The sequence below is a fragment of the Mesorhizobium sp. LCM 4577 genome (assembly GCF_001854795.2).
Classification (GTDB): Bacteria; Pseudomonadota; Alphaproteobacteria; order Rhizobiales; family Rhizobiaceae; genus Mesorhizobium; species Mesorhizobium plurifarium.
The window spans coordinates 41734-63680 of the sequence record NZ_MDDU01000014.1 but is presented as its reverse complement, the minus strand read 5'-3'; the positions used below and the strand labels follow the sequence as shown (position 1 = coordinate 63680).

At 57.8% G+C, this 21947-nt stretch carries 19 protein-coding genes and 2 pseudogenes; 9 read left to right on the top strand and 12 right to left on the bottom strand.

Features of this window, described 5'->3' with window-relative positions; translation table 11 throughout:
- Window positions 1-35: 35 nt before the first annotated feature.
- Window positions 36-509, bottom strand: coding sequence for a RidA family protein (locus tag LCM4577_RS17860; protein WP_071072609.1), 474 nt, complete (start codon window positions 507-509; stop codon window positions 36-38).
- 10 nt (window positions 510-519) lie between these two features.
- A complete protein-coding gene (locus LCM4577_RS17855; protein WP_244508360.1) occupies window positions 520-1758 on the bottom strand; it encodes a MalY/PatB family protein in 1239 nt (412 codons plus the stop codon).
- Window positions 1759-1874: 116 nt separating this feature from the next.
- On the opposite strand from LCM4577_RS17855, the gene LCM4577_RS17850 reads away from it, so the two are divergent.
- Window positions 1875-2762, top strand: coding sequence for a LysR family transcriptional regulator (locus LCM4577_RS17850; protein WP_071072606.1), 888 nt, complete (start codon window positions 1875-1877; stop codon window positions 2760-2762).
- An 81-nt stretch (window positions 2763-2843) separates the two neighbouring features.
- Here LCM4577_RS17850 and LCM4577_RS17845 read toward each other — a convergent pair whose 3' ends face one another.
- Both LCM4577_RS17845 and LCM4577_RS17840 read right to left on the bottom strand, forming a co-directional pair.
- Complete coding sequence (locus LCM4577_RS17845; protein WP_071072604.1) at window positions 2844-3524, bottom strand: cupin domain-containing protein; 681 nt, start codon at window positions 3522-3524, stop codon at window positions 2844-2846.
- Between the two features lie 187 nt (window positions 3525-3711).
- Window positions 3712-3864 (bottom strand): hypothetical protein, encoded by a 153-nt coding sequence (locus LCM4577_RS17840; protein ID WP_244508359.1) that lies wholly within the window; start codon window positions 3862-3864, stop codon window positions 3712-3714.
- 154 nt (window positions 3865-4018) lie between these two features.
- Here LCM4577_RS17840 and LCM4577_RS17835 point away from each other — a divergent pair, with 154 nt between their 5' ends.
- Together LCM4577_RS17835 and LCM4577_RS17830 are read left to right on the top strand one after the other, a co-directional pair.
- Window positions 4019-4288: a hypothetical protein gene (locus tag LCM4577_RS17835; RefSeq protein ID WP_071072602.1), complete on the top strand. Its 270-nt coding sequence runs from the start codon at window positions 4019-4021 to the stop codon at window positions 4286-4288.
- Between the two features lie 70 nt (window positions 4289-4358).
- The gene (locus LCM4577_RS17830) at window positions 4359-7679 is read left to right on the top strand and encodes a molybdopterin-dependent oxidoreductase (protein ID WP_071072600.1); all 3321 of its coding nucleotides are present in this window, start codon (window positions 4359-4361) and stop codon (window positions 7677-7679) included.
- A gap of 195 nt (window positions 7680-7874) precedes the next feature.
- Here LCM4577_RS17830 and LCM4577_RS17825 read toward each other — a convergent pair whose 3' ends face one another.
- The 4 genes and pseudogenes from LCM4577_RS17825 to LCM4577_RS17810 form a co-directional block, all read right to left on the bottom strand.
- A complete protein-coding gene (locus LCM4577_RS17825; protein ID WP_116390091.1) occupies window positions 7875-8072 on the bottom strand; it encodes an ROK family protein in 198 nt (65 codons plus the stop codon).
- Between the two features lie 294 nt (window positions 8073-8366).
- Window positions 8367-9090 (bottom strand): annotated as a pseudogene (locus tag LCM4577_RS17820) (RNA polymerase sigma-54 factor); the annotation flags it as partial.
- Between the two features lie 204 nt (window positions 9091-9294).
- On the bottom strand, window positions 9295-10092 hold the full coding sequence (locus LCM4577_RS17815; protein ID WP_071072598.1) for a glycosyl hydrolase: 798 nt from the start codon (window positions 10090-10092) through the stop codon (window positions 9295-9297).
- A gap of 980 nt (window positions 10093-11072) precedes the next feature.
- Window positions 11073-11246 (bottom strand): hypothetical protein, encoded by a 174-nt coding sequence (locus LCM4577_RS17810; RefSeq protein WP_244508358.1) that lies wholly within the window; start codon window positions 11244-11246, stop codon window positions 11073-11075.
- A 719-nt stretch (window positions 11247-11965) separates the two neighbouring features.
- Here LCM4577_RS17810 and ectB point away from each other — a divergent pair.
- The 3 genes from ectB to LCM4577_RS17795 all read left to right on the top strand — a co-directional run bounded on the left by ectB (window position 11966) and on the right by LCM4577_RS17795 (window position 15424).
- Window positions 11966-13225: a diaminobutyrate--2-oxoglutarate transaminase gene (gene ectB / locus LCM4577_RS17805; RefSeq protein ID WP_071072596.1), complete on the top strand. Its 1260-nt coding sequence runs from the start codon at window positions 11966-11968 to the stop codon at window positions 13223-13225.
- Window positions 13215-14057 carry a hypothetical protein gene (locus LCM4577_RS17800; protein ID WP_071072594.1) on the top strand — a complete coding sequence of 281 codons (843 nt, stop codon included), beginning with the start codon at window positions 13215-13217 and terminating at the stop codon, window positions 14055-14057. The genes ectB and LCM4577_RS17800 overlap by 11 nt, the downstream gene beginning before the upstream one ends.
- 605 nt (window positions 14058-14662) lie before the next feature.
- Entirely contained in the window at window positions 14663-15424 is a 762-nt protein-coding gene (locus LCM4577_RS17795; protein WP_071072675.1) for a LuxR family transcriptional regulator, read from the top strand.
- A gap of 78 nt (window positions 15425-15502) precedes the next feature.
- On the opposite strand, the gene LCM4577_RS17790 is transcribed toward LCM4577_RS17795, so the two are convergent.
- Window positions 15503-15841 carry a transposase gene (locus LCM4577_RS17790; protein ID WP_083354761.1) on the bottom strand — a complete coding sequence of 113 codons (339 nt, stop codon included), beginning with the start codon at window positions 15839-15841 and terminating at the stop codon, window positions 15503-15505.
- A complete protein-coding gene (locus tag LCM4577_RS17785; RefSeq protein ID WP_371410057.1) occupies window positions 15759-16229 on the bottom strand; it encodes a transposase in 471 nt (156 codons plus the stop codon). Before LCM4577_RS17785 ends, LCM4577_RS17790 begins: the two co-directional genes overlap by 83 nt.
- An 808-nt stretch (window positions 16230-17037) precedes the next feature.
- On the opposite strand from LCM4577_RS17785, the gene LCM4577_RS17780 reads away from it, so the two are divergent.
- The gene (locus LCM4577_RS17780) at window positions 17038-17967 is read left to right on the top strand and encodes a 2-oxoglutarate and iron-dependent oxygenase domain-containing protein (protein WP_071072589.1); all 930 of its coding nucleotides are present in this window, start codon (window positions 17038-17040) and stop codon (window positions 17965-17967) included.
- Between the two features lie 180 nt (window positions 17968-18147).
- Entirely contained in the window at window positions 18148-18567 is a 420-nt protein-coding gene (locus LCM4577_RS17775; RefSeq protein WP_071072587.1) for a DUF2267 domain-containing protein, read from the top strand.
- Between the two features lie 205 nt (window positions 18568-18772).
- Here LCM4577_RS17775 and LCM4577_RS17770 read toward each other — a convergent pair whose 3' ends face one another.
- Both LCM4577_RS17770 and LCM4577_RS17765 read right to left on the bottom strand, forming a co-directional pair.
- The gene (locus LCM4577_RS17770; protein ID WP_083354759.1) at window positions 18773-20452 is read right to left on the bottom strand and encodes a GMC family oxidoreductase; all 1680 of its coding nucleotides are present in this window, start codon (window positions 20450-20452) and stop codon (window positions 18773-18775) included.
- Window positions 20453-20848: 396 nt separating this feature from the next.
- Window positions 20849-21004 carry a hypothetical protein gene (locus LCM4577_RS17765; RefSeq protein WP_157900469.1) on the bottom strand — a complete coding sequence of 52 codons (156 nt, stop codon included), beginning with the start codon at window positions 21002-21004 and terminating at the stop codon, window positions 20849-20851.
- Window positions 21005-21252: 248 nt separating this feature from the next.
- Between LCM4577_RS17765 and LCM4577_RS17760 the strand changes: the two are divergent.
- A pseudogene (locus LCM4577_RS17760) lies at window positions 21253-21812 on the top strand (acetyl-CoA carboxylase biotin carboxylase subunit family protein); the annotation flags it as partial.
- Window positions 21813-21947 lie beyond the last annotated feature (135 nt).

Sequence of the window (21947 nt, the reverse complement as noted above, 5' to 3'; positions counted from 1 at the left end):
TTCCCACTTGTTCGGCGTGATCGGACCGAAGACGCTTATTGTTCTGGAGTGATCTCGATGATGGCTTCGATTTCGACGGGCGCATTCATCGGAAGCGCCGCCACACCGACGGCGGAGCGCGCGTGCTTGCCTTTCTCGCCAAAGACGGCGACGAGAAGATCAGACGCGCCGTTGGCGACGAGATGTTGTTCCGTGAAATCGGCGGCCGAGGCGACAAAGACTGTGATCTTGACGATCCTGGCAATCCTCTCGAGGTTGCCCAGACAGCCCTTTGCCTGTGCGAGGACGTTCAACGCACACTGTTTCGCGGCGAGCGTTCCGGCCGCCACGTCGAGATCCCTTCCAAGCAGGCCCCTTGCAATCAATTTGCCCTCGGCGAGCGGCAACTGGCCCGACGTGAGAGCGAGATTTCCGCTTGTGACTATGGGGAGGTAGTTCGCTACCGACTTTGCCGCTGCCGGCAGTTCTGCCCCTAACTCTGCCAGGCGCGTGTCAATCAACTGAGACATCGGCTCTTCCTCAAAGCGCTGCGACGGCGGTGGTGATGCGCCGGATCGCCTCGTCGACAACCGCGCGCGGGCAGCCGAGATTGACGCGCATGAACCCGTGTCCCTCGATCCCGAACTTCTGGCCCTTGTCGAGCCAGACGTGAGCCTTGGTCAGCATGAACTTGTTCAGCGCCTCGGCATCCATTCCGAGGCCGCGGCAATCCATCCACGCCAGGTAGAGAGAATCGGTCGGAAGGACCTTCAGGCGCGGATCAGCTTCGTTGATCGTCTTGGCGAAATGCGCGTGATTGGCTCGCAAATAGGTGAGCATCTCTTCCAACCATGGCTCGCCATGGGCATAGGCGGCTTCGGCGGCAACCATCCCCAACACGTTGACCAACTCGAAGACGTTGCGCTCGTATTGCCGATGCAGCTCTTCCCGCAGTCTCCTGTTCGGCACGAAGACATTGGCGCTCTGCAGGCCAGGCAGGTTGAACGTCTTGCTGGGCGCCGTGCAGGTAATGCTGTTTTGGGCGAACTCTTCGCCGAGCGAGGCGAACGGGATGTGCTTTTTGGTCGGGTCGAGGATGAGATCCTCGTGGATTTCATCGGAAATGACCAGAACGCCGTTGCGGGCGCAGATTTCGCCCATGGACCGCAGTTCACTTTCGGACCAGACGTTTCCGGTGGGATTGTGCGGATGGCTTAGGATAAAGATCTTCGTGTTGGCGCGGATGGCGGCCTCGAAAGCCTTCTCGTTGAAGCGGTAGCCATCGCCTGTGAATTCGAGCGGCGCATAGGCTAGGTGGCGGCCGTTCAACAGGACATCGTTGTGGAAATGCGCGTAGACCGGCGGCTGGATCAAAACGGTGTCGCCCGGCGCAGAAAAGGCCTGCACCGCAGTCTTCAGCGTGGTGATGATGCCGGAGGTCTGGAGGATCCATTCCTTGGCGACGTCCCAACCGAAACGCCGCTGCTGCCAACCGACGACAGCGTCAATATAGGAGGCGGTCGCGCCGCCTGGATAGCCGAAGACGCCATGGTGGACCGCCGCATGCAGCGCCTCGATGACGGCTCGAGGCGCCTTGAAGTCAGTATCGGCCACCCACATCGGCAGGGGATCGGCCGCGGCTTCGTCCGGCGCCAGCAGCTTGCTGGCGCAGGCCCATTTCATGGAGTTGCTGTTCTTGCGGTCGACAACTTCGTCGAAAATCGACGCCGCACGCGCATGCTCCGGGTGAAGTTGATGGGCAAGTGCGAGCTTCGTCACGGCAGTTCCTTCCTGGATCTTGGGCCAGCCGACAGGGGCTGATTGACGGAAGGTTAACGGCATCGCATTATGAGTGGAAATGGTATGATTTCATTTACTCATGAGAGTACGTCATAATGATCGATCGGCAGCACCTTGCGATCCTAAGGGAGGTAAGGCGGCGGGGCAGCGTCACCGCGGCTGCTGAGAAGCTGAATGTCACCCAATCGGCACTGAGCCACACGATCGCCAAGTTTGAAGAACGGCACGGCATCAAGATCTGGATGAAAACCGGACGGGGCTTGAGACTAACACAGGCGGGCGAGTACCTGCTGACGGTTGCCGAGCGGGTCTTGCCGCAGATGGAGCACGCCCAGCGTGTCCTGACGGACTTCGCGCTGGGGAGGAGGGGAGCGCTTCGCGTTGGAATGGAGTGTCATCCCTGCCAGCGGTGGCTGACGAGAATGGCAACGCCCTATCTGACACGCTGGCCCGACGTCGACTTCGACGTGCGTACCGCCTTCCGTTTCGACGGCGTTGAGGCGCTACTGGGTTATGAGATCGACCTGTTGATAACGCCGGACCCCGTGGAAACGCCAGAGCTACTGTTCACGCCCGTCTTTGATTACGAGCTGGTGCTTATGGTGCACGAGGCGCATCCACTCGCCGGCCGAAAACGCGTGCAGCCGCAAGATCTTCTGGACGAAGAGTTGATTACGGTGCCCGTCACGTTGGAGCGGCTGGACATCTACACCCGATTCCTTGTCCCGGCGAACTGCAGACCCCGTCAGCATCGCACTGCCGAAACCATCGACCTAATGCTGCAATTGGTATGCGCGGGCAGGGGCGTGACAGTTCTTCCCGATTGGCTCCTGCAGGAGGATGCATCGGGCCTGCCGATACGTGCGCTGCGCCTGGGAGATAGCGGCATCCGGAAGAGCATTAACCTTGGTGTGCGGCGCGGCGAGGAGACGACCTCCTACATCGAGGGTTTCCTGACGCTTGCCCGGGAAATGGGCCGCTAATCCCTTGCCGGGGATTGCTCAAATTGAGTTCCGAAACGCGGCCGTGACGTTGACCTTCCGGCGCATTCCCAGCCGCGGGCATCAACCTGGCATCGGCAACACGTCGGCATGCTGAAGGGGGGCGTCCTTGATCCAGATCTGCGCGCCCTTCGGCCCCGCTATGGCCTCAAGCGGCTTGCCAGCAGGCAAGCGCCCCCAACTTTGCGGTTCCAGTTTCTCGCCTCCGACGGCGAGGCGGCCGGACACGACGAGGAACTCGAGGCCTCGGGGATTTTCGACCTCTATGGCGGAGCCGGGCCGCCATATCTCGACTGAGACACGCTCCTCACCGTCGTCGAACAGGACACGCGCTTGTGTGGCCCCCTCGCGCAGCGCTGCTGCTTCACCCTCGCCGGGCCGGCGCACGATTTGCGCGTCGTCGCCCTTCCGGAACTGCCAAAGACGGACGAAGATCGTGCAGCCGCCTTCCGCCGCCGGCACGTGCGAGGTTCCGGGCGGGTTGCGGAAATAGCTTCCTGCCGGATAGTCGCCATGCTCGTCCTGGAAGGTTCCGTCCAGCACGAGAATTTCTTCGCCGCCCGCATGGACATGGCGCGGAAAGGCACTCCCGGGAGCGTAACGAACGATGGAAGTCGCCCGAGCGACTTCGCCGCCAACGCGATAGAGCATGCGGCGCTCGACGCCCGCGGCTGGACTTTGTACCCAGTCGAGCCTGGCAGCGTGCACGATTACCGGCTTCGTCAGATCATCATTGATGCGCATTGGATTGATCTCCCATCGTCAGGACTGTGCGAAACTTCGCGTCGCCGGACCTCATTTTTTGGACCACTTCCGCGGCTCGCCCCAACGGCATGGTTTCGATTATCGGTCGCACTCCCGTCAGGACACTGAAATCTAGCGTCTTCTCGTTTTCGAACGGTGACCCCGTAATCGAGCCGATAATGCCACGTTAGGCGCCCACCAGATATCCCGTTGAGACCGGTAGCGGATCCTTGCCGACGCTGAGCACGATCAGACGCCCCTCCGGCGCAAGCGCATGCATCGGCGCGGCGATGGCCGCTGAATTGCCGATCGTCGTAAGGATAGCTTTCGCGCCGCCCATGCCGTTCAGCGTGTCGGTCGCGTTTCCTTGTTGGCGTCAATGTAGCGATGGGCGCCGAGCTTTCTCGCATCCGCGGCGATACCCTCGCCGCGCCCGATCGTCACCACGCGGAGCCTATCTTACGAGAATACTGAAGCACCACGGAGCGAGCCGATTGCGTGCTTTCATGCTCGTCGCGCTGCCCGGTATCCAAAGCGGTGACGCAGCCGGCGCGATCTTTGCTTTCGTCTCTTTCGGAGAGGCGAACGCGACACTCTTCCTGGTCGAGCCGGGATTGGCCACACTACCGATCGATGTGTTTAGCCAAGTCCTGTTCGGCGCGGAGCAGTTGGTCGTTGCCGTAGCCTCGACGGTTCACATGGCCTTGGTGATCGCGTCGATTTTTGTGCTCGAAAAGATGGGGCTGTCGGTCGCTACGCTATAGTCGCGAAGCCGCGGTTCGCCCTCTCTTTGTTTCCAGCGACGATCGCACGACGGTCGGAGACCCGCCTATCATGATCGAAGAAAAAGTCGGTTTTTGTACGCTGTGTAAGTCACGGTGTGGCACCATCAATATCGTCGAAGACGGCTGGCTCAAAAAGGTGGTGCCAAACCCCGATCATCCGACCGGCAAGGCAATGTGCCTCAAGGGCCGATCGGCGCCGGAAGTCGTCCACAATTCACGGCGTCTTACGGCGCCGCTCCGGCGCACGACGCCGAAGAGCGATCCGGATCCGCGGTGGATGGAGATCGCTTGGGATGAAGCACTCGATGAGATCGCTGATCGGTTGAAGGGCCATGTTGCCCGAGGCGGTCCGGAGTCCGTCGCTTTCGCGGTAACCTCGGGATCGTCATCCCCGTTGTCGGACAGCACCGACTGGATCCTGCGATTGATCCGCGGGTTCGGCAGTCCAAATCTTTGTTACGCGGCGGAGGTTTGCACCTGGCACAAAGACTACGCTCACGCCTTCACTTTCGGATCGGGAATCCCCGCCGCCGACTATTCCCATTCCGAGCTCATTCTGCTGTGGGGACACAATCCTTCAAATGTCTGGCTCGCCCAGGCGGAAGTTATCGCGGCCGCGCAGACGCGGGGAGCGAAGCTTGCCGTCATCGACCCTCGTCGCACACCCTTTGCCGGCCGAGCCGATCATTGGTTGCGGGTTCGGCCTGGCACCGACGCTGCTTTGGCCATGGGCCTCGCCAGAGAGCTTATTGAACGTGCGGCGTTCGATGTGGATTTCGTGCGCGATTGGACGAATGCTCCATTTCTCGTCAGGTCGGACAACGCCAGATTTCTGCGCTCGCGCGATCTCTTGCACGACGACATGGCGCAAGGTGAGCAAGACTACCTGGTGTGGGATAACGCGACCAAAGGATTGCTACCGGCGGCGCTCAAATCGAAGTCGGCCGCACTATCTGCGTCCCATCTCGTCGCGACCAAGACCGGAAATGTTTTGTGCCGCACAGCATTCGACCTCTACCGCGATGCAGTGGCACCATTCGATCCGGACACGGTGGAACGACTAACTGGCGTTGCACCGACGACGTTCGCGGCATTCGCGCAGGCGCTCGGCTCTGCGAAGAAGATCAGCTACCACACCTGGACCGGCACCGGACAGCATCGTAACGCCACTCAAACCGAGCGGGCGATTGCCACGCTTTACGCGCTGACTGGATCCTTCGATGTACGGGGAGGAAACGTCCAGATAACGCCACTGCCGACACCGGTCCTGCACAGCATGGCCTTGATGCCGCAAGAGCAACGCGCCAAGGCGCTGGGATTGGCCGATCGCCCGTTAGGACCGCCGCTTAATGGCTGGATCACTTCCACCGACCTCTATGATGCCATCATCGATCGCCGACCTTATGGAGTAGAAGCGCTCGTAACATTCGGAACCAATCTTCTTGTCTCGCATCCCGCGCCCGGACGCGGCAAGCAAGCGCTGCAACACCTGGACTTCTACGTTCATTGCGACTTGTTCCACAATCCTACTTCGGACTATGCCGATATCCTGCTTCCCGTCTCAACGCCCTGGGAATACGAGGCGCTTCGAATAGGCTTCGAGATATCCTTCGAGGCACAGGAACTCGTTCAACTGCGCCAACCAATGGTCCCCCGCCAAGGAGACACCCGATCAGACGTCTGGATCGTTTTCGAGTTGGCGAAAAGGCTCGGACTGAGCGAGCTCTTCTTTGATGGAGACATCGAAGCTGCCTGGAAATATCAGCTCGCCCCGCTCAATTTGGACCTCGAGACGCTGCGCGCGAACCCGCAAGGGGTGAGGGTCCCGATCGCGCGACGCTATCAAAAATACCGTGAGCAAGGCTTCCCGACTGAAACGGGCCGGGCCGAACTCTATTCGGAGAAATTGTTGCGTCACGGCTATGGTCCAGTTCCAGAATTCGTGCCCTCTCCTGACAGCGGTGATCAGTCTTTTCCCCTGGTGCTGATGGCCGCCAGCACCGGCCACTTCCGCCACAGCCAGGACCGCGGCATGTCGTCCCTGAGACGGAAACGGCCGGAGCCGCTAGTGGAAATGCATCCCGATCTGGCGGCAACCTACGGCATTGATCAGGGAGATCAGGTGCGCGTTTCGACGCGCATTGGATCGATCATTCTGAAAGCTTCGCTGGATGACGGCCTTGCCCCAGACGTGGTGGTCGCCGACTATGGCTGGTGGCAGTCTGCGCCGGATCTCGGTTTGCCGGGATATGGTCTAGAAGCAGACGGTGAAGGGGCGAATTACAACGCCCTGGTGCCGGAGCGTGATCGGGACCCAATCAGTGGCTCGCTGCCAATGCGCTCGCTTGCCTGCAGCATTCAGCTTGTTCGGACTTCATCCGAGCGGGCGGTGCGCAATTTCCAGGTTGTTGGCCGGCGAGCCGAGGCAAACGAGATCGTTTCGCTCGAGTTCAAACCTGTCGACGGACTGCCGCTATCCGGGTTCAAACCTGGCCAGCATGTGACGATCAGGCTCGATGGAAACGAGCGCTGCTATTCCTTGATCGGTGGCAGCAGCGAGGAGCCGCATTCTTACTCTATCGCGGTCAGGCGAATCTTGGACGGCCCAGTTTCTGACTACCTCACATCCGTCGTCAAAGAGGGTGACGTGATCTCTCTGAAGGCTCCGGCTGGTCGCTTTATCTTGCCGCTCGTCAACGAATTTCCCGTGGTTTTGATCGCGGCAGGCATCGGCATAACGCCTTTTCTGTCGTGCCTGGAAAGCCTGACCGGTGCCCCCGGCGAGCCCGAAGTTACCCTCTACTATACCTGCCGCGATGCCCAATCTCGGCCCTTCCACGCACGTCTTTGCCATCATGCGCGCCGCCTGAGCAATCTCCATGTCGTGAATTACCTGAGCCGGCCCGCGGAGCCTGTTGGAGATTCTCGAAGCGGTAGGTTCACCGTCGATGAGATACCTGAAAGCTTGCTCCTGCGCCGGCCGCGGTTTTATCTGTGCGCGGGCAATGAGATGATGGATGAGGTCACCAGGAACCTGTTAGCTCGCAAGGTGCCCAAGTTCGAGATATTCTCCGAGCGGTTCCGCGCGCCGACCAGGCCGCTGACCAGTGAGTCCGTTGCGTGCTACATCTGCTTTTCCCGATCTGGCCGAACATTGCGATGGCAACCGGACTCAGGTGTGCTTTTGGACTTTGCGGAGAAGAAGGGCGAGCAACTGCCCAGCGGCTGCCGCGTCGGGCAGTGCGAAAGCTGTGCGGTTAGGATCCTGCAGGGCCGTGTCCGACACTTGATCGAGGAACCGGAATTGGAGGAGGGCATGTGTCTGGCTTGCCAGGCTCTGCCGCTATCCGACCTGGTTCTTGAGGCCTGAAGCCCCGCAGTGCCGGGCGCCGTTCCTCGCTGCGTGGGTTCGAACTGCGGGCATCTTGCGGTCCTGTTTTCGCGCCATTCCTATCGCGCGTCCGGCAGGTTGCTCCTGGCGCCCCGAAATGCGTCTAAATTCCAATCTGATGGAGTGCTACGCCCACTGCCCCGAGCGCTGAGGCATCGCCACCAAAGCTGGCCATCAACAATTCCTATCGTAGGACCCATTTCCGATTCGTCGAGGCGAATTAGCGTGGCGTGAGAACGCTTCACGAAGCGGCTGCACGAAGAGTTCGCCCGCTGGAAGGAAGTCGCCGGCCACCACTATGACCTCTGGATTAAGAATATTACATGCACCCGCGATCGCTCGACCGAGAATGCCGGCCAAACGCAACGACATGGCGGCAGCCTATGTCCCCCTCCTGTCGCGCGCGATGAAATTGTCGATCCTAAAATCCCCGCCATAAGCCGGACGCAAAAGGCGCAAGACGCTTCGCCTAGAAGACGGGCTAGTCTAACGCCCGAATGCCGAAGCCGGACTGCCGACCCGAACCGTCGCACCGTCCCCTGCGCCGGTATAACTGGATCAGGTTTAACGGGTCACTGCGCGTGATAACAGTATCTCAGCAACTCGAGCTGACGAGAGCAACTCCATGGCGACCACACCGGCCGCGCCCGTTGACCCCGATCGCAATCAGGCTGACGCGCGTATTCGCCGGCGGCGTTGCACCGAGGAGGAATGTTCACCGCTTCGCGATATTTCGTGATAGTGCGACGCGCAATATCGATGCCGATTTCCTTGAGCCTGAAGGCAATGTCGTCGCCGGAGAGTACCTCATGAAGCGATTCCGTCGATAGCATTGCTTTGATCTGGTGGCGAACGCTTCAGCGGAGTGCGCCGTGCGGCCTTGGGAGGAAGCGATCGCGGCGGTGAAGAAATACTTCGGTTCGAATACAACAGGTGGCGTGAGCATATACGTCGACGTCATCCGGCTTGCGATCGACGCATGCATATTGATCGCCGCGGGGACGCCTCTGAGATTGAGTGGCTGCAAGTGGCAACGCCGTGTTTCAGGAACGCGTCCTGCTGACGGACTATTTCAGCCGCTACTTTGAGGATCGTGTTGGCGCGCTGATCCAGGCTACGGATCAGCCAGTTCGCGTTGTTGAAGCATTCATTGAGGAATGCTTTGTGGTCGCGTTGTTGGCGGTGAGACGTGAGACTTCGACAAAATGCGGTTGATCAGGGGCTCAGCAGCGTTTCCGGATTGAGTTCGATTTGCCACCCGCCGCCGGGCGGGGCTGGATCAAAACATCGGCTATGATTACTTCCGGCCCCCCGGAATGGAATTGGTTTCCAGGCTTGGATCGAGCGCACCAATTTCGCGCAATATATATCGAAGGTCTTCCTCGTCGACGCATGGTAGTCGCCCGTGGCCAGCAATTGCGCAAACGAGCGAGTTGACGGCGTTGACGGCGGCGATCGACATCTGTCACGGCTCATCCAAGATGCCCGGCAGTCATAGCCTTCGATCAGGGCGTCTTTTTTTGATCGTACACGCGATGGGAGGCCGACATGCTTGGTCGAGACCCATTAAGGCGATCCGCGACCCGTATATGTATCACGTCGAAGTCACAGAGCAGTTCTTGAAGTTGAAGTTCGATCCTCCGGGAGACCCGGTAATCTCGACACCGTATTGAATGCTTCCGACATTTATATCGCCAAAGTAACCCTTAGACTTGAGCCATTCCAGGACAGCCTTGATGTCCACCGCCCCGCTGTCGGTCTTCGAAGTGCGCACCAGTGAGATTACCCTTTGGCCGTTGGAGCCTTCAAACACATTCCAATTCGCCCCGCCTACATTGACGTTGCTGAAGACCGGGATCGCCGCACCGGAAGGGTCATATTGACTTGAGATCGGCTTAACATTGCCGCTGCCGTCTGGATTTCCGGTGTGGTTTGTCCAGAGCATTATCTCATTTTGATGTGAGCTGTCCCAGATGTCGTAGGCGGTGTCCCAGGCGCCGCCAGAAGGAACATCCTGATTGAAGCTCCCAGTCAGAGTTTTAATTGAACTGAGCGGTTTCCCGACATTGAATGCCTGGTGGGGATAGCTCTTGATACCTCCAGTATTAGGCTGGTTCGACCACACGCTCCACTGGTTGTCTGCATACACGGAAATTGTCTGAGGCCCTGCGCCCTTTCCTCCCCAGATATCATTGTTCCAGGAATAGCCGCCATGTGAAAAGTCTTCGTATGGAGCGCTCGACCTCCAGATCGGAGCGTTTGCCGAGACAAGTGCGACTGTCGATGACCTGGCTTGGTTCAAAGCTTGCCTAAAGAGATCATCATCGTGTCTGTCGACGTACCCCGGCGGGGAGGGCAGCGATCCGGTACCGTTTATCCGAGTGGAATCCATGAAGCTCTCCTTCTGTTACGGGAACAACGATCTCTTACCGATCCGTGTGGCGAGTACTTGGGTCCGTCACCAGTTGAGGCATCCGCATCTGGAGACCAAGTTCGAATGCTAGGGAGCTTAACTGTCGAGAAGCTGACGAGTTTTCTGGAAGCCAAACGCATTCGGCTCGCATAGCTCTTCGCTCGGACAGCCGACTCTTTCCTGGTAAGAAGCCCGCTGCCGGAAGGCGACAGCGGGCTCGCATCGAAAACAGCGCCCGAGGGGACAGCGCTGAATTCACGCCGGCATGCACTTCAGGGACAATGCAATGCCGACACCGGGACCTTACAGATCGAAGGGCTCATCGCAATGCACAAAATCTTTTGCACGGTGCCCAAGTATTTCGTTGTTGGTCCGGTAATTGCGTCGCTCAGAGGAACTGGCTTGGCAGCTTGGGAGGTGGGAGAAATGGATCCAAGTTGCGGTTGCCCTATCGGCGCCCGTCCACCGTCTTGATAAATGGCGACCAACTAGGATACTGTTCAGCGCCTAAACTGCCGATATGTGGAGCTTACTGAGCGCCGTCCGGCGATATGCGCAAAGGGATGGCTTGGCCGCCCAGGTCCCGAACGGGCTAGTCACCGATCCCTTCTCCGGGGGGCGGTTCGTGTTCCGGAGCAAGCGCGGCGACTTGTTGATAATACGGCAGCCCAGCCCTGCATTTCGTGCTTCACCTTGAAGGGCGTAGAAAATTTCCTTGACCGCATATGACTTTGGCCTTCGAGTGAGCAAGGGAACATCTCGCCTGGCTTACGAGATGCGGTAATAGGTGGGAAATGTCCCGCTGCACGTTTTGCAACTCGTTCCACCGTCGTTGCCCGATGYCGAAAACCCACCCGCCCGAACTCCACGCGGAATCAGGTTTCAGCGGCTGGAGCCTGCGGGGAAGGGTCTCTGGGACCTCGAGTCTATCACCACGAGAAACGCCGCTATCACGTCGCTCATGGCGACGATGCCTTGAAGAGGACGAGGCGTGAGAATCCTGGTGTCTCCTCGAAAGCCAGCCTCGCAGCACAGAAGAACTCGGTCATCAGCCGCAAGCCGCGCTCCAGGATGAGGCTGTGGAGCGATGAGTATTTCGTGTGCGGCGGCAGGGCGGCGACAAAATTCGCCATGTCCTGATCGGTGATCTGAAGGGGACACAGGGATTGTCGACAACCGCTTCGATCGCGCCTTCTCGAAGCAGGCGCCGTATGCGTCAGCTCGTGGGTGGGTCCTGTTCCTTAGGCGGCGCGTTGGCCCACCTCCTGGCTTCATGGCATTTACAATGTCCCAGTCGGTCCTCGCGAGGTGACTACCGCACTTCAGGCACCGCCCGAGCACGAGAGTGGTGTTTGGCAGACCACGGGGCCACGGCCACGAGCCGCGGTCAGTTCCAGTTCTGTCGCGAATCGCTGTCTGGCTCCTCCGCGTTCCAGGACAAAACTCGAGCGAGCACCGGTCTCGCCGTCACATCGCAGGAGAAATCGCTATCTGTCACAGCCACTCGTCGGCAAGGATCCCGTCACGGCCGATGTAGAGAAATACCAAAGCATCGTGGTTGCACACATGCTGGAAAACCGGTGCGATTGTGCCGGTTGCCCCCGCCAACAACGCCGCCGATAGCGTTGCCGCAAAGGCGCGCACTGACTGTCACGCTATCGATACCAACGAAAGCGCTGAAACAGATTCGTCAAACAAATTTACAGAGTCTTTGCGAATGCAAGTCGCTGACAATGATACGTTCGCTTTAAGCCGAAATTGGCCGTAGCTAGTTGTCTGACTCAGTGGTTTGGAATGCGTGAACATAGAACCTGCAGCGTTGATCGCAAGCCGTATACAGAGAGGCCCTTTCATGGACATCGACATTTTCGAAGCTTACGAGTCTAACGTTCGTCGCTATGGACGATCGTTCCCAACAGTATTTACTAAATCTCTGGGGGCGACAATCTGTGACGAGGCTGGCACACCGTTTATTGATTTCATTGTTGGGTCCGGTGCGCTTAACTACGGTCATAACAATCCAGATATCATGGCACCGGCAATTAAATACCTCGTCGATCAAAATATAGTTTTGTCGCTTGATATGTATACAGCCGCAAAGCGTGATTTCATCAATGTGTTTGTCGAGTCGATCCTGAAGCCCCGGGGCCTATCTTACAAGATACAGTTTCCTGGGCCGACCGGGACAAACGCTAACGAAGCGGCGTTGGCGCTGGCGCGAAAATATACCGGCCGCTCTAGCGTCATGGCCTTCACAAATTCGTACCATGGCATGTCGCTCGGCTCCTTAGCGGTGTCGGGTTCAGCGTCAACCAGACAGCTTGGCGGGGTTGCTCGCCACGATGTGATCCGTGTCCCTTACGAGAACTATCCGAACCAAACTTTCGATTCCGCGAGTTACATTGACCACGTGTTGGGCGACCCAGGCAGCGGGATAGAAAAGCCAGCCGCAATTATCCTAGAGCCCATCCAAGCAGAAGGCGGCATGAACACCGCATCCGCACCTTGGCTCTCAGAAATTCAGCGCATCTGCCGTAAGCACGACGTTGTTTTCATCGTGGATGACATTCAGGCAGGTTCGGGACGAACGGGCGATTTCTTCTCGTTCGAGTTCGCGAAAATCGAACCCGACATAGTGACCCTTTCCAAATCCCTAAGCGGTTCAGGTAATCCGCTGTCCATAGTTCTGATTCGCCCCGACATGGACATATGGAATCCGGGAGAACATAGCGGCACCTTTAGAGGCAATAATCTCGCCTTCGTGACTTCCGCGGCCATGTGCAAAATGTGGTCCGATAGGCAGTTTACTACAGGCGTCGAGCGGATGGCCGTCAAACTTCAAGAACACCTTGATCGCCTCGTTGCGAAATTCCCCAACTGCATCGAGCAAAAGCGCGGCCGTGGGCTGATGGCCGGTCTTAAGTGCCGTTCACAGGCCGATGTTGGYCGTGTGCACGATGTCGCGTTCGAAAACGGCTTGCTGATCGAATCCTCGGGGCCAAATCGCGACGTTATCAAAGTCCTTCCACCGATAAACATCTCAGATGACGAACTCGATCACGGCATTGCCATCCTCGATCACGCACTACAGGAGAAAACCAATGGCGACTAACCAAGTAGCTCAAACGCCGGCCATCTCGCCTCTTACAATCAAAGAACGAACCGGCTCGATTAGCACCGCGGAGATCATCTCGGTCCTGAAGGGTGAGATCACGGCACTGCACATCAGCCAAGCTTTCAGCCCCGATGTAGCCGAGGAGATCACCACGAACTTTGTTGGCAGTCCCGGTCTCAAGGAGCGTAAAGACGGCGTCCCCGGACAATATGTGGGCGCATCCCACTACAGGAAGGATGCAGCCACCTATTTCAAGGAGGCGGAAAATGCGCGGCCGCACGTTGACGCCCTTTTGGGCAATTTAGTTGACCCGGTCCGAGCCCTATTCGACGCGTTGAAGCGCGAGCTTCACAAACAGGGCGTTGAATTGCGGCTGGCCTGTTCAGAACATGGCAAGGCCAATGTTTGTCGCGGTCTCAGCTGGTCTGGCAGCGGCACGTATTCCTTGGACCCTCACGACGATGTCGCTCAAGTGTTACGTGCCGGGAACGATTACGAGCTTTCTGCGGTGGCGCACAACATCGTCGCAGCACTCAACTTTTATCCCAGCATGCCTGATGAAGGTGGAAACTTGAGGCTCTGGAGTCACAAGCCGACAGTCGCGGATCGAAAGTCGCAGGGCGTGGAGAACACGGGATATCCCTACTCCGCAGCTTATCTCGATGCGGTGCCTAGTCGCGAAATCCAACTCAAGGCCGGGGATATCGCCCTGATTGATGGCGGTTTCGTTCATGGGGTTACGGGTCAATCAGGCAACGGAAAACGTCGTCTSGTGCTCAACAGCTTTTTCGGGTTTGCGCGGCCGGATCTTGTGCTCTGGTGGACTTGACGTGCATGTCGCAGCCACTGACCAATATCTTCGCGCTATCACATCGGCCGCCAACGGAGGGGTCCCTCAGTCGCAGCCCTCGGCTGATCCAAAGACCGGCCGGGAACTTGCCGAACTGACTGCTGCTGCAAAAGGCGTGCAGGTCGCTCTCGCCTTGACCACGTTTGGCTCATTAGAGCGGCTACCGCTTCAAAAAGCGCTGCTGGCCAGCAGTCGTCTCGACATCAGCAGGGGTGGCGTAAGAAGTGCAAGCCGTGGATGCGGCTCGAGCCGCATCGGCTGGTGGTGCTCATCGACGATGGAACGACGCGCCCGCGCGGCCGTTGCCTGAAAGGCAACGGTTTAAAGGCGCCGACCAGCTGCGCTGCCATGGCTCATCGCCCCTCTCGTCGTCGGAACCCGATGAACTGGGCGCATCTTTGAGGCCTACGTCGAAACGCAGCTCGCTCCGACGCTGGCAAAGGGTCGGAATCTGTGGTGCGCCAAAGGGGCAAGATCCAAACGAATGGCTACGGAGCAGAGCCTATGCAACACCGGCGAATGACTGCTGTCACTGAATTTCGAGAGCTCTCACCTAGAGTGTCCGACCAGCTTTGTTACCCAGGATGAATTTCCCTGGGGCTGCCAGGGAGGCGCTTGCGGTCGAACTAGCCCGTTTTCTCGACCTGACTTATGGTATCGGAAAACCCAAGCAGTTGTTCGACCTGCTATCTGCTTTTGCCCTGAATTTTGATTGTCCGTGGGTCGCCTATGGCTCTCTTGCACGAGACCAAAAAGGCTTAAAGCCGGTGCGAGGCGATCCGGCGGTCATGCTGAATTACCCTGATGGATGGCGGGAGCGCTATTTCGAAATGGGCTATGACAAGATAGACCCTACTATCAAGAGAAGTYGGGGCCGAATAGAAGCCTTTCGTTGGAGCGAGGTCTACAACGACGAAAGCACGACTGAAGACGAGCGGCGCGTTTTGGACGAGGCTGCCACCTTTGGCTTAAGGTCAGGCATTAGCGTCCCATTGCACGGCCCCGATGGCAGCTTTGCAATCATGAACTTTGCCCGGGCCTGGGACGGTGAATTCCGAAATAGAACAATCACGTACTTGCAGCTTGCGGCGTTACATTTTCATCTGAGAGTTGCGGAATTCGCTAATTCGACATGCGTCGAGAGCACCTCTAGCCTTTCCCCAAGAGAAAAAGAGTGCATCCTATGGACGGCAAAAGGAAAATCGTCGTGGGAAATAGGAAAGATTTTAGGGATATCTCTAAATACCGTTAATTTCCACATAAAAAACGTGATGAGAAAAATGGACGCCAATAACAGAATAACCGCGGCCATAGAAGTGATAAAGCGCGGGATAATAGAATTATGATTTGATCTGAAAACGCAAAAATATTGTTATACCGCAGTCACGGGGTGGCGTGTTGTGATGGAGAACGGCACTCTTACACTAGGGGATATCGTTGGCGGCTTCATCGGCGAGACGCGGGAGAACCTTCTTACCGGGCAATCCGAAGAGGTAGTCGAGCGCGTTGTTATCGCACCAAGCCATGACCTGCGCCTGGCAATAGCTGGCCGTCGCCGCGGACCAGGGTTTGGGTGGCCGGCCAGCGCGCGTGGATGCGCTGGACAAGCAGCGCAGATGGCCGCGAATCTCCTTGCCGGGCGGGGTCTTGCCAGGAGGCAGGATCACGGCGGTCGCGGCGTCACAGATGTGGGTCGGCAGGAAGCAGCGCTGGTCGTAATGCGGCGTTGAAGAGCGAGAGCTGCTGATGGCCGTGAACGACATCAAGGGTGTCGGCGATGTCGAGCGTCACGCTTTTGGGCGGCGCGGCATAGCTCGACAGCCAAAAATCGACCAGCACCCACCCGAGCCTGATGACGGTGAGCAGGTCTGGCAGGTTCTCTATGCGCGAGCAGGTCGGCTGCGAGCACAGATCAATTCCCTCTGTCGGGCGGCCGTCCACAGGCGAGCTTGAGGGCCGGGTCGGTGCGCAGCCAATCGAGATCGTCGGCATCTCGTAGCCGCTGGCGGTCGCAAAGATGCGGGCGCGCAGAATTTCAGCCATGGCGTGTGTCACCCGCTGTGGATTTCGCGAATCCTGGATCGCAGTGGCCAGCCTGTCGGCCAGTTGCAAGCCCTCGCTCGGCCCCGGCCAAAAGCATGACGCCGCCATCCGAGGTGATGGGTCCGCCATCAAATCAGCTGTGATCTTCTTGCGCGTAACGTCTGGAATGAGAGCGGCAGCAAGGTATCGTCGGTCATGGCGGTGAGGCTCTGCGGGAAGTGGTGGCAGGGCTGACTTACGCCAAATCGTTGCCGGGAGAGTCCAGCACGCTTCGCATGAGGTGGATGCGGAGGTTGCCATGTCTCCGACAGCGCCTTGCTGACGGCCGCCTTGAGGCCTTCGGGGGCACTATACAATCTGTTGTGAGGTGCAGATCCTGGGAAGGTACGACATCGAGCGAGTTCTGGCTTTTTTCGGTGAACCCTGCCAGGCTTTCGTTGATCATTACTAGGAAAAGCCCTTTACCGCCGCCTTCTGAAATCGGAATACAAAATGAGAAATGTTAAGCGGTGGTGGCTGGATTTAATGGCTTTGCAACAAATTCTTATCTTATCTTGTATTGATATAGCCGGATATTCGGTGGATATATAGGTAAAGACGCCGAACGCACCCATGTGCATTCCGACGAATGGAGTAAGCCATCATGTACTTAACACAATGGAAGTACGCTTTACCGTGGATGGCCTGAAAGGAACCCCGCCGCAACCGACATGTCCAAATCAGCGTCGATCCTGATAGACAGGCCTGGAATACGTCGGGTGGACGCGTCTTTCGTGCAGCGACGTCCGGTCGGATTGGCTGTGCGAGCCGGTTTGCAGCGGCGTCGCTCTCCAAGGATGTGAGCACGTTGCGTTGTGCCGGAACCTACTGAGTTTGCGACGAAGTTTACAGGCCAATGGACCAAGGATGAACAATTATGACCACACTACCACAAATATCACTGGAAAATCTGGCAACCGATAAAACGCGGGCCGAAGAGCGCAAGCGCTTACGCATGGCATGCGAGGATTACGGATTCTTCTACCTTGTCCAGCATGGCATCCCAAAGGAACAGATCGCGCGAGCTATCGAGGCCTCCCGACGGTTCTTCGCGTTGCCACAGTCGATGAAGGAACGCTTTGGTCACGCCGCTCAAGGGATCTATCCCACTATCGCCCGTGGATACAGTCCATTACACGGGGAAATCCTGCATCCCGACGCCGGCGGCGATCCGAAGGAAGTGTTCGATCTCGGAATCGACAACGAAGGCGACCGCCGTCCGTTTGGAGGGAGCACGCTGTTTCCGGATGAGGCCTTGGCCCCTGGTTTCGCGCGGAGCCTGCTTGCCCTGCAGGCAACCGTGCTCCGCGAAGTCGTCCCGCAGCTCGGAACCGCGCTTGCCGACGTGATCGGTATGGAGCAGGGCTGGTTCCAACAGTATTTCAGCCCGCCGACGCTCGAGCAGCGCGTAATTCGGTATCCAGCTCGCGGTGGCACGTGCGCCAAGCACACCGATGGTGGCTTTTTCACGCTGCTGCTGCAGGAGGAACTCCCCACCCGGTCCTTGCAGGTGTGGTTGCGCGGGCGCTGGATGCCAGTGCCAAGCTTGCCCGACAGTCTCGTAGTCAATTTGGGCGATATGCTTCAAGCTTTGAGCGACGAYCGCTTCAAGAGTACGCCGCATCAGGTCGCGCACAATGGTCTGACCGACCGAATTTCGCTTCCCTTCTTTATCTATCCCGACGTCGACGCGCGCCTGGCTTCGCGGGAAGGGCGCCACGCGTTCAGCGTCGCGGAAATGATGCTGCGCAATTACGAGTCAGTCGAAACCGGGAATGGCGCCGGACGCGCGCGAGAGTTGCAGTAGTGTCTGGTGTTCTCGGGCGTCTGTAAACTGCATGGCGACGAGCCCGGGCACCTCGGTTGATACGCCGAAAGAACTCGCCCAAATTCTATCCTTGCGCGTCGCGCGTATAGCGCGGCGGCTGGCAAACGGAAGCCGTTATTCCGTGCTCCGCTAACAACCTTCAAGAACAGAAAAATACTCATGCTCGTGGGTCATGATCTCACCTATGCGTTGCAGGCGACCCAGAATTGGGTCAGCGATTTGGCGTGGAGACTTCGTTGGCATGATCGCGAGCGGGCTTTCCTAGCTTTGATTGCGACGCTGCACGCGCTGCGCGACTGCCTGGGTCGCGACGAGGCCGTGTACATGGGCGCGCAGCTGCCAGCCTTACTGCGCGGCTTTTACTACGAGAGTTGGCACCCCGGCCGCCGCGCCATAGCCAGAAACCGGAACTCGTTTCTCAATCGGATCCACGACGGCGTCCACCGCGACCCGGCAGCGGATCCGGAAGAGGTCGCCCGCTCGGTCCTAGGCCAATTGGCGGACCGTTTGTCTGCAGCAGAGATCGAAGAGGCTAAGGCTGCAACTCCCAGAGTTCTGCACGACCTTTGGCCAGACTGAGGCAGACGTCAGACGTCTGCCCGTGCTTGTCTAGGAAGCCGCCGCTAGGAACCTTCCCCGACCGGCAAAGCTCGATACGAAAAATCGAGCTGTCACAGGCTGGCCATCAATCCTATCAACACCCAGGTTAACCTCACCGCATTCAACCTACCGGAGACTGCGCGGCCGAATTGCGACACCAACCGCTACGGCACCCACGCCTCCATTAACGCACATTAAGCATCGCGTCTGAAATCTTCTCTGCGACCATAACTGTTGGGATATTCGTGTTTGCTTGAGGGCAGAATGGCATCACCGACGCATCGGCAACTCTCAGCCCCCCCACTCGGTGGACGCGACCGAACGAATCCGTAACACTAGTTGGGTCCATAACAGTTCCCATCCGGCAAGTTGAAGTCGGATGGAAATTACCAAAGACATTCTGGCGTATAAATTGGTCAAGAAGCTCGTCGCTCTGGAGAAGTGTTGATATGGTGTGACCATCGGCGATCGCAGACCTTATGAGGTTTCGACGCAACCACGGGGAATTATCCATAAGCGTGGCGACAATGGAGGTAAGCCCCAAATTGAGGCGACTGTACTTGCTGATCCGCTTTGCTCGCCCAGTCCAGGCAGAAGGAAACGGATCGAGCGCGACCGGTACCAGTGCTTTGTGCTCAAGCAGATGTGCTACAAACCGAAACGCCTCCTTCAGTCGCTCAGCATCGCGTTTGTCGCTCAACATATTGAAATTCACCTCCGGCTCGGTAGCATGTGAAGAATTCTTGAGCGAAACAGTTCCTGTTGAGTAGACCCGGTTGACCCAAAAAGCCAAGCTGCCAAGGCGCCTGCCGATCGGATGCCACGCAGACTTTGCGAGGGCTGAGATGGCCATATCTGTTGACGGGCAGCCCTCGTAGCCTGACGAGTAACGAGCATGCATCTGAATATAGCCGGTCGCGTTAGCCGCCATGCGGTCGTCCGGACTCAGATACGCTGAGATGGCGACCCCGGGGTGCTCTTGAAGATTTTTCCCGACGCCTTTTATGTCTGCGACTATTGGAATGCCGAGGTTTATTAGCTGCTCAGCTGGACCGATCCCGGATCGCATCAGTAAGGCAGGCGAATGAATGGCCCCGGCACACAGGACCACCGTTGACGCGCGATAGGAGGAGGGCCGACCATTCTTACTTTCGGTCTCCACGCCAGTTATTTGACGTGCTGAAGAGGTTAACCGTACGACCGTGGTCTCGGGCAGGATTGTCAGGTTGGGCCGAGCTCGGACGCTCTCTGACAAATAGGCCATTGCAGCTGAGACGCGACGACCGTTGCGGTTCGTCAATGGAACCTCTGAGTGGCCATCGCCAAACCCGCTGTTAAAGTCTGGCCGGAACGGTATACCTCTGTCTTCAAAAGCCGTCGATACAGCGCGTATAAAGCCAGACCATTCTGCTTTACGCACGCGGCTAATCGGCAGTGGACCGTTGTTGCCATGAAATTCATTCTCAAAGTCTAAATCGCATTCAAGTCGACGGAAATATGGAAGAACACCTGCCCAATCCCAGCCCGTCGCACCAATAGACGCCCACTCGTCATAGTCCGAGGGGGCTCCCCGATTAGCCACCTGTGCATTAATGCTAGAGCCCCCGCCCATGACTCGGGCTTGCTCATAGTGGGTGCGCCTGCTGACATCCTGCACTATGGTCGCGTTGAGTGAGGGCCACTGATAACGAGGATTGTAGTAAGCCCTCGTAGGGTTGCCATCGAGGATATCATCAGGGATGGCATCTGGGGAAAAGTCAGGACCAGCCTCAATGAGCAGGACGCGACTTCCGTTGGCCGATAGCCTGTTCGCTATGACACATCCGGAGGAGCCCCCGCCGACGATTATATAGTCGAATAACAAATCCGGTCCCTCGCTTCCATCTGTATGCCCCGACAAGGGTAGCAGGTGTGACTTGAGCAAATTGCCTTCCCGTAAGGCATGAATCCACACTGCACATCAGTAGTTGGCGAGCGGTCGAGAATCAGCAAGAATGAAAGGTTGATCGCGATCGGCCGACTTGTACCGCCGCCACTCCAAGCCGCGCGTTAGACTCGCTGTCCGGAGCTCCGCCGTCGAGGCGCATGGCTGCAACTTCCGAACCCTAGATGGACCGGCAGAATGCAATCCGTTGTGTATGCTCGTGTCACTAAGGCGAGCTCGCCTCGAAAGTCTACCGGTCCCGGGACAGTCTCGCGAGCCAAGCTTCCGTGCACGTGAGCAGTCATGGACAAGTCGCTGCGCGATCAGGCCTCGCGGCTACGTCTTTTGACCGTCACAGGGTGCGCCGCCCGGCGCGAAGGGCAGGTCGGACGAGGAGAGGGTCGCATCCGCCGAGCCCGGAGATGAGACAAACAAACCGGGATCGAGCTTGAGGAATATCACCCATACGAGGTTTGTGACGCTGTCGGTCATAAGTTTAGACTTTCCACGTCGCACTAGCGCTCTCGAACATTGCACCCCCAAAATTCCTTGAACGGTCCGTGCCTCACCGGCAAACAAAGCAGTGCAAAAGATCCTTCAGTTAAATTTACGGAACTTTTACGAATGCAGATAGCTGACCGTGGTAGTTTCACCGCACAGTCTGGGGTCAGGCACGAAAGAAAGCTGGATGCGATTTCAGGCTCGGACCACTGCACCGCACGCCAAGGAGGTTGCCGCCGATGGCAAGAAGAGCACTCATCCTAATTGAAGGCACAAGGAGCAATGGCCCGCTATACGTCAAAGCGGCCCAACGTCTTGGCCTTCATCCGATTACTCTGTCGGCTGATCCAGCTCGCTACGACTATCATGCCCCAGTAAGCGTTGAAGCGATCCGTGTCGACACAAATAAGCTTGATGCGCTGATCCACGAATGTTCGCTGCTGCATGCGACCTATGGGCTTGCCGGCATTACGAGCGCAGACGAGTTGGTCTATGCGACAGTTGGCAAGCTCTGCCGACATCTCAACCTGCCGGGGCCGAATCCTGAATCTATTGAGCGGTGTTGCAACAAATTCACTCAACGTCAACTCCTTGCGCACGCCGGCATTCCAGTGCCTGCTTATCACTTGGCAGCAAATGCAAAGGAGGCAGAACGAGCTGGTGCGGAGATCGGTCTGCCGGTGATTATAAGCCAGCGGTAGGCCACGGCAGCATAGGGGTACGATTGTGCCGTGATTCCGGTGAGTTAGCCGAACACACGACCTATCTGTTGGGTGGGAAGGTTATATCGCGATCTTCGGTCGTGTCCCATCAGGTGGTGTAGCTGCGGGTTATGAAGCCGCTCGCGAGCGCGCCGTTAGTAGCGCCGTAGCGAGTGAGCGGCCTGTCGGTGGTCATCGGCGCTTTCCGGTAGGGTTTGGTTGTTGACGCCAAC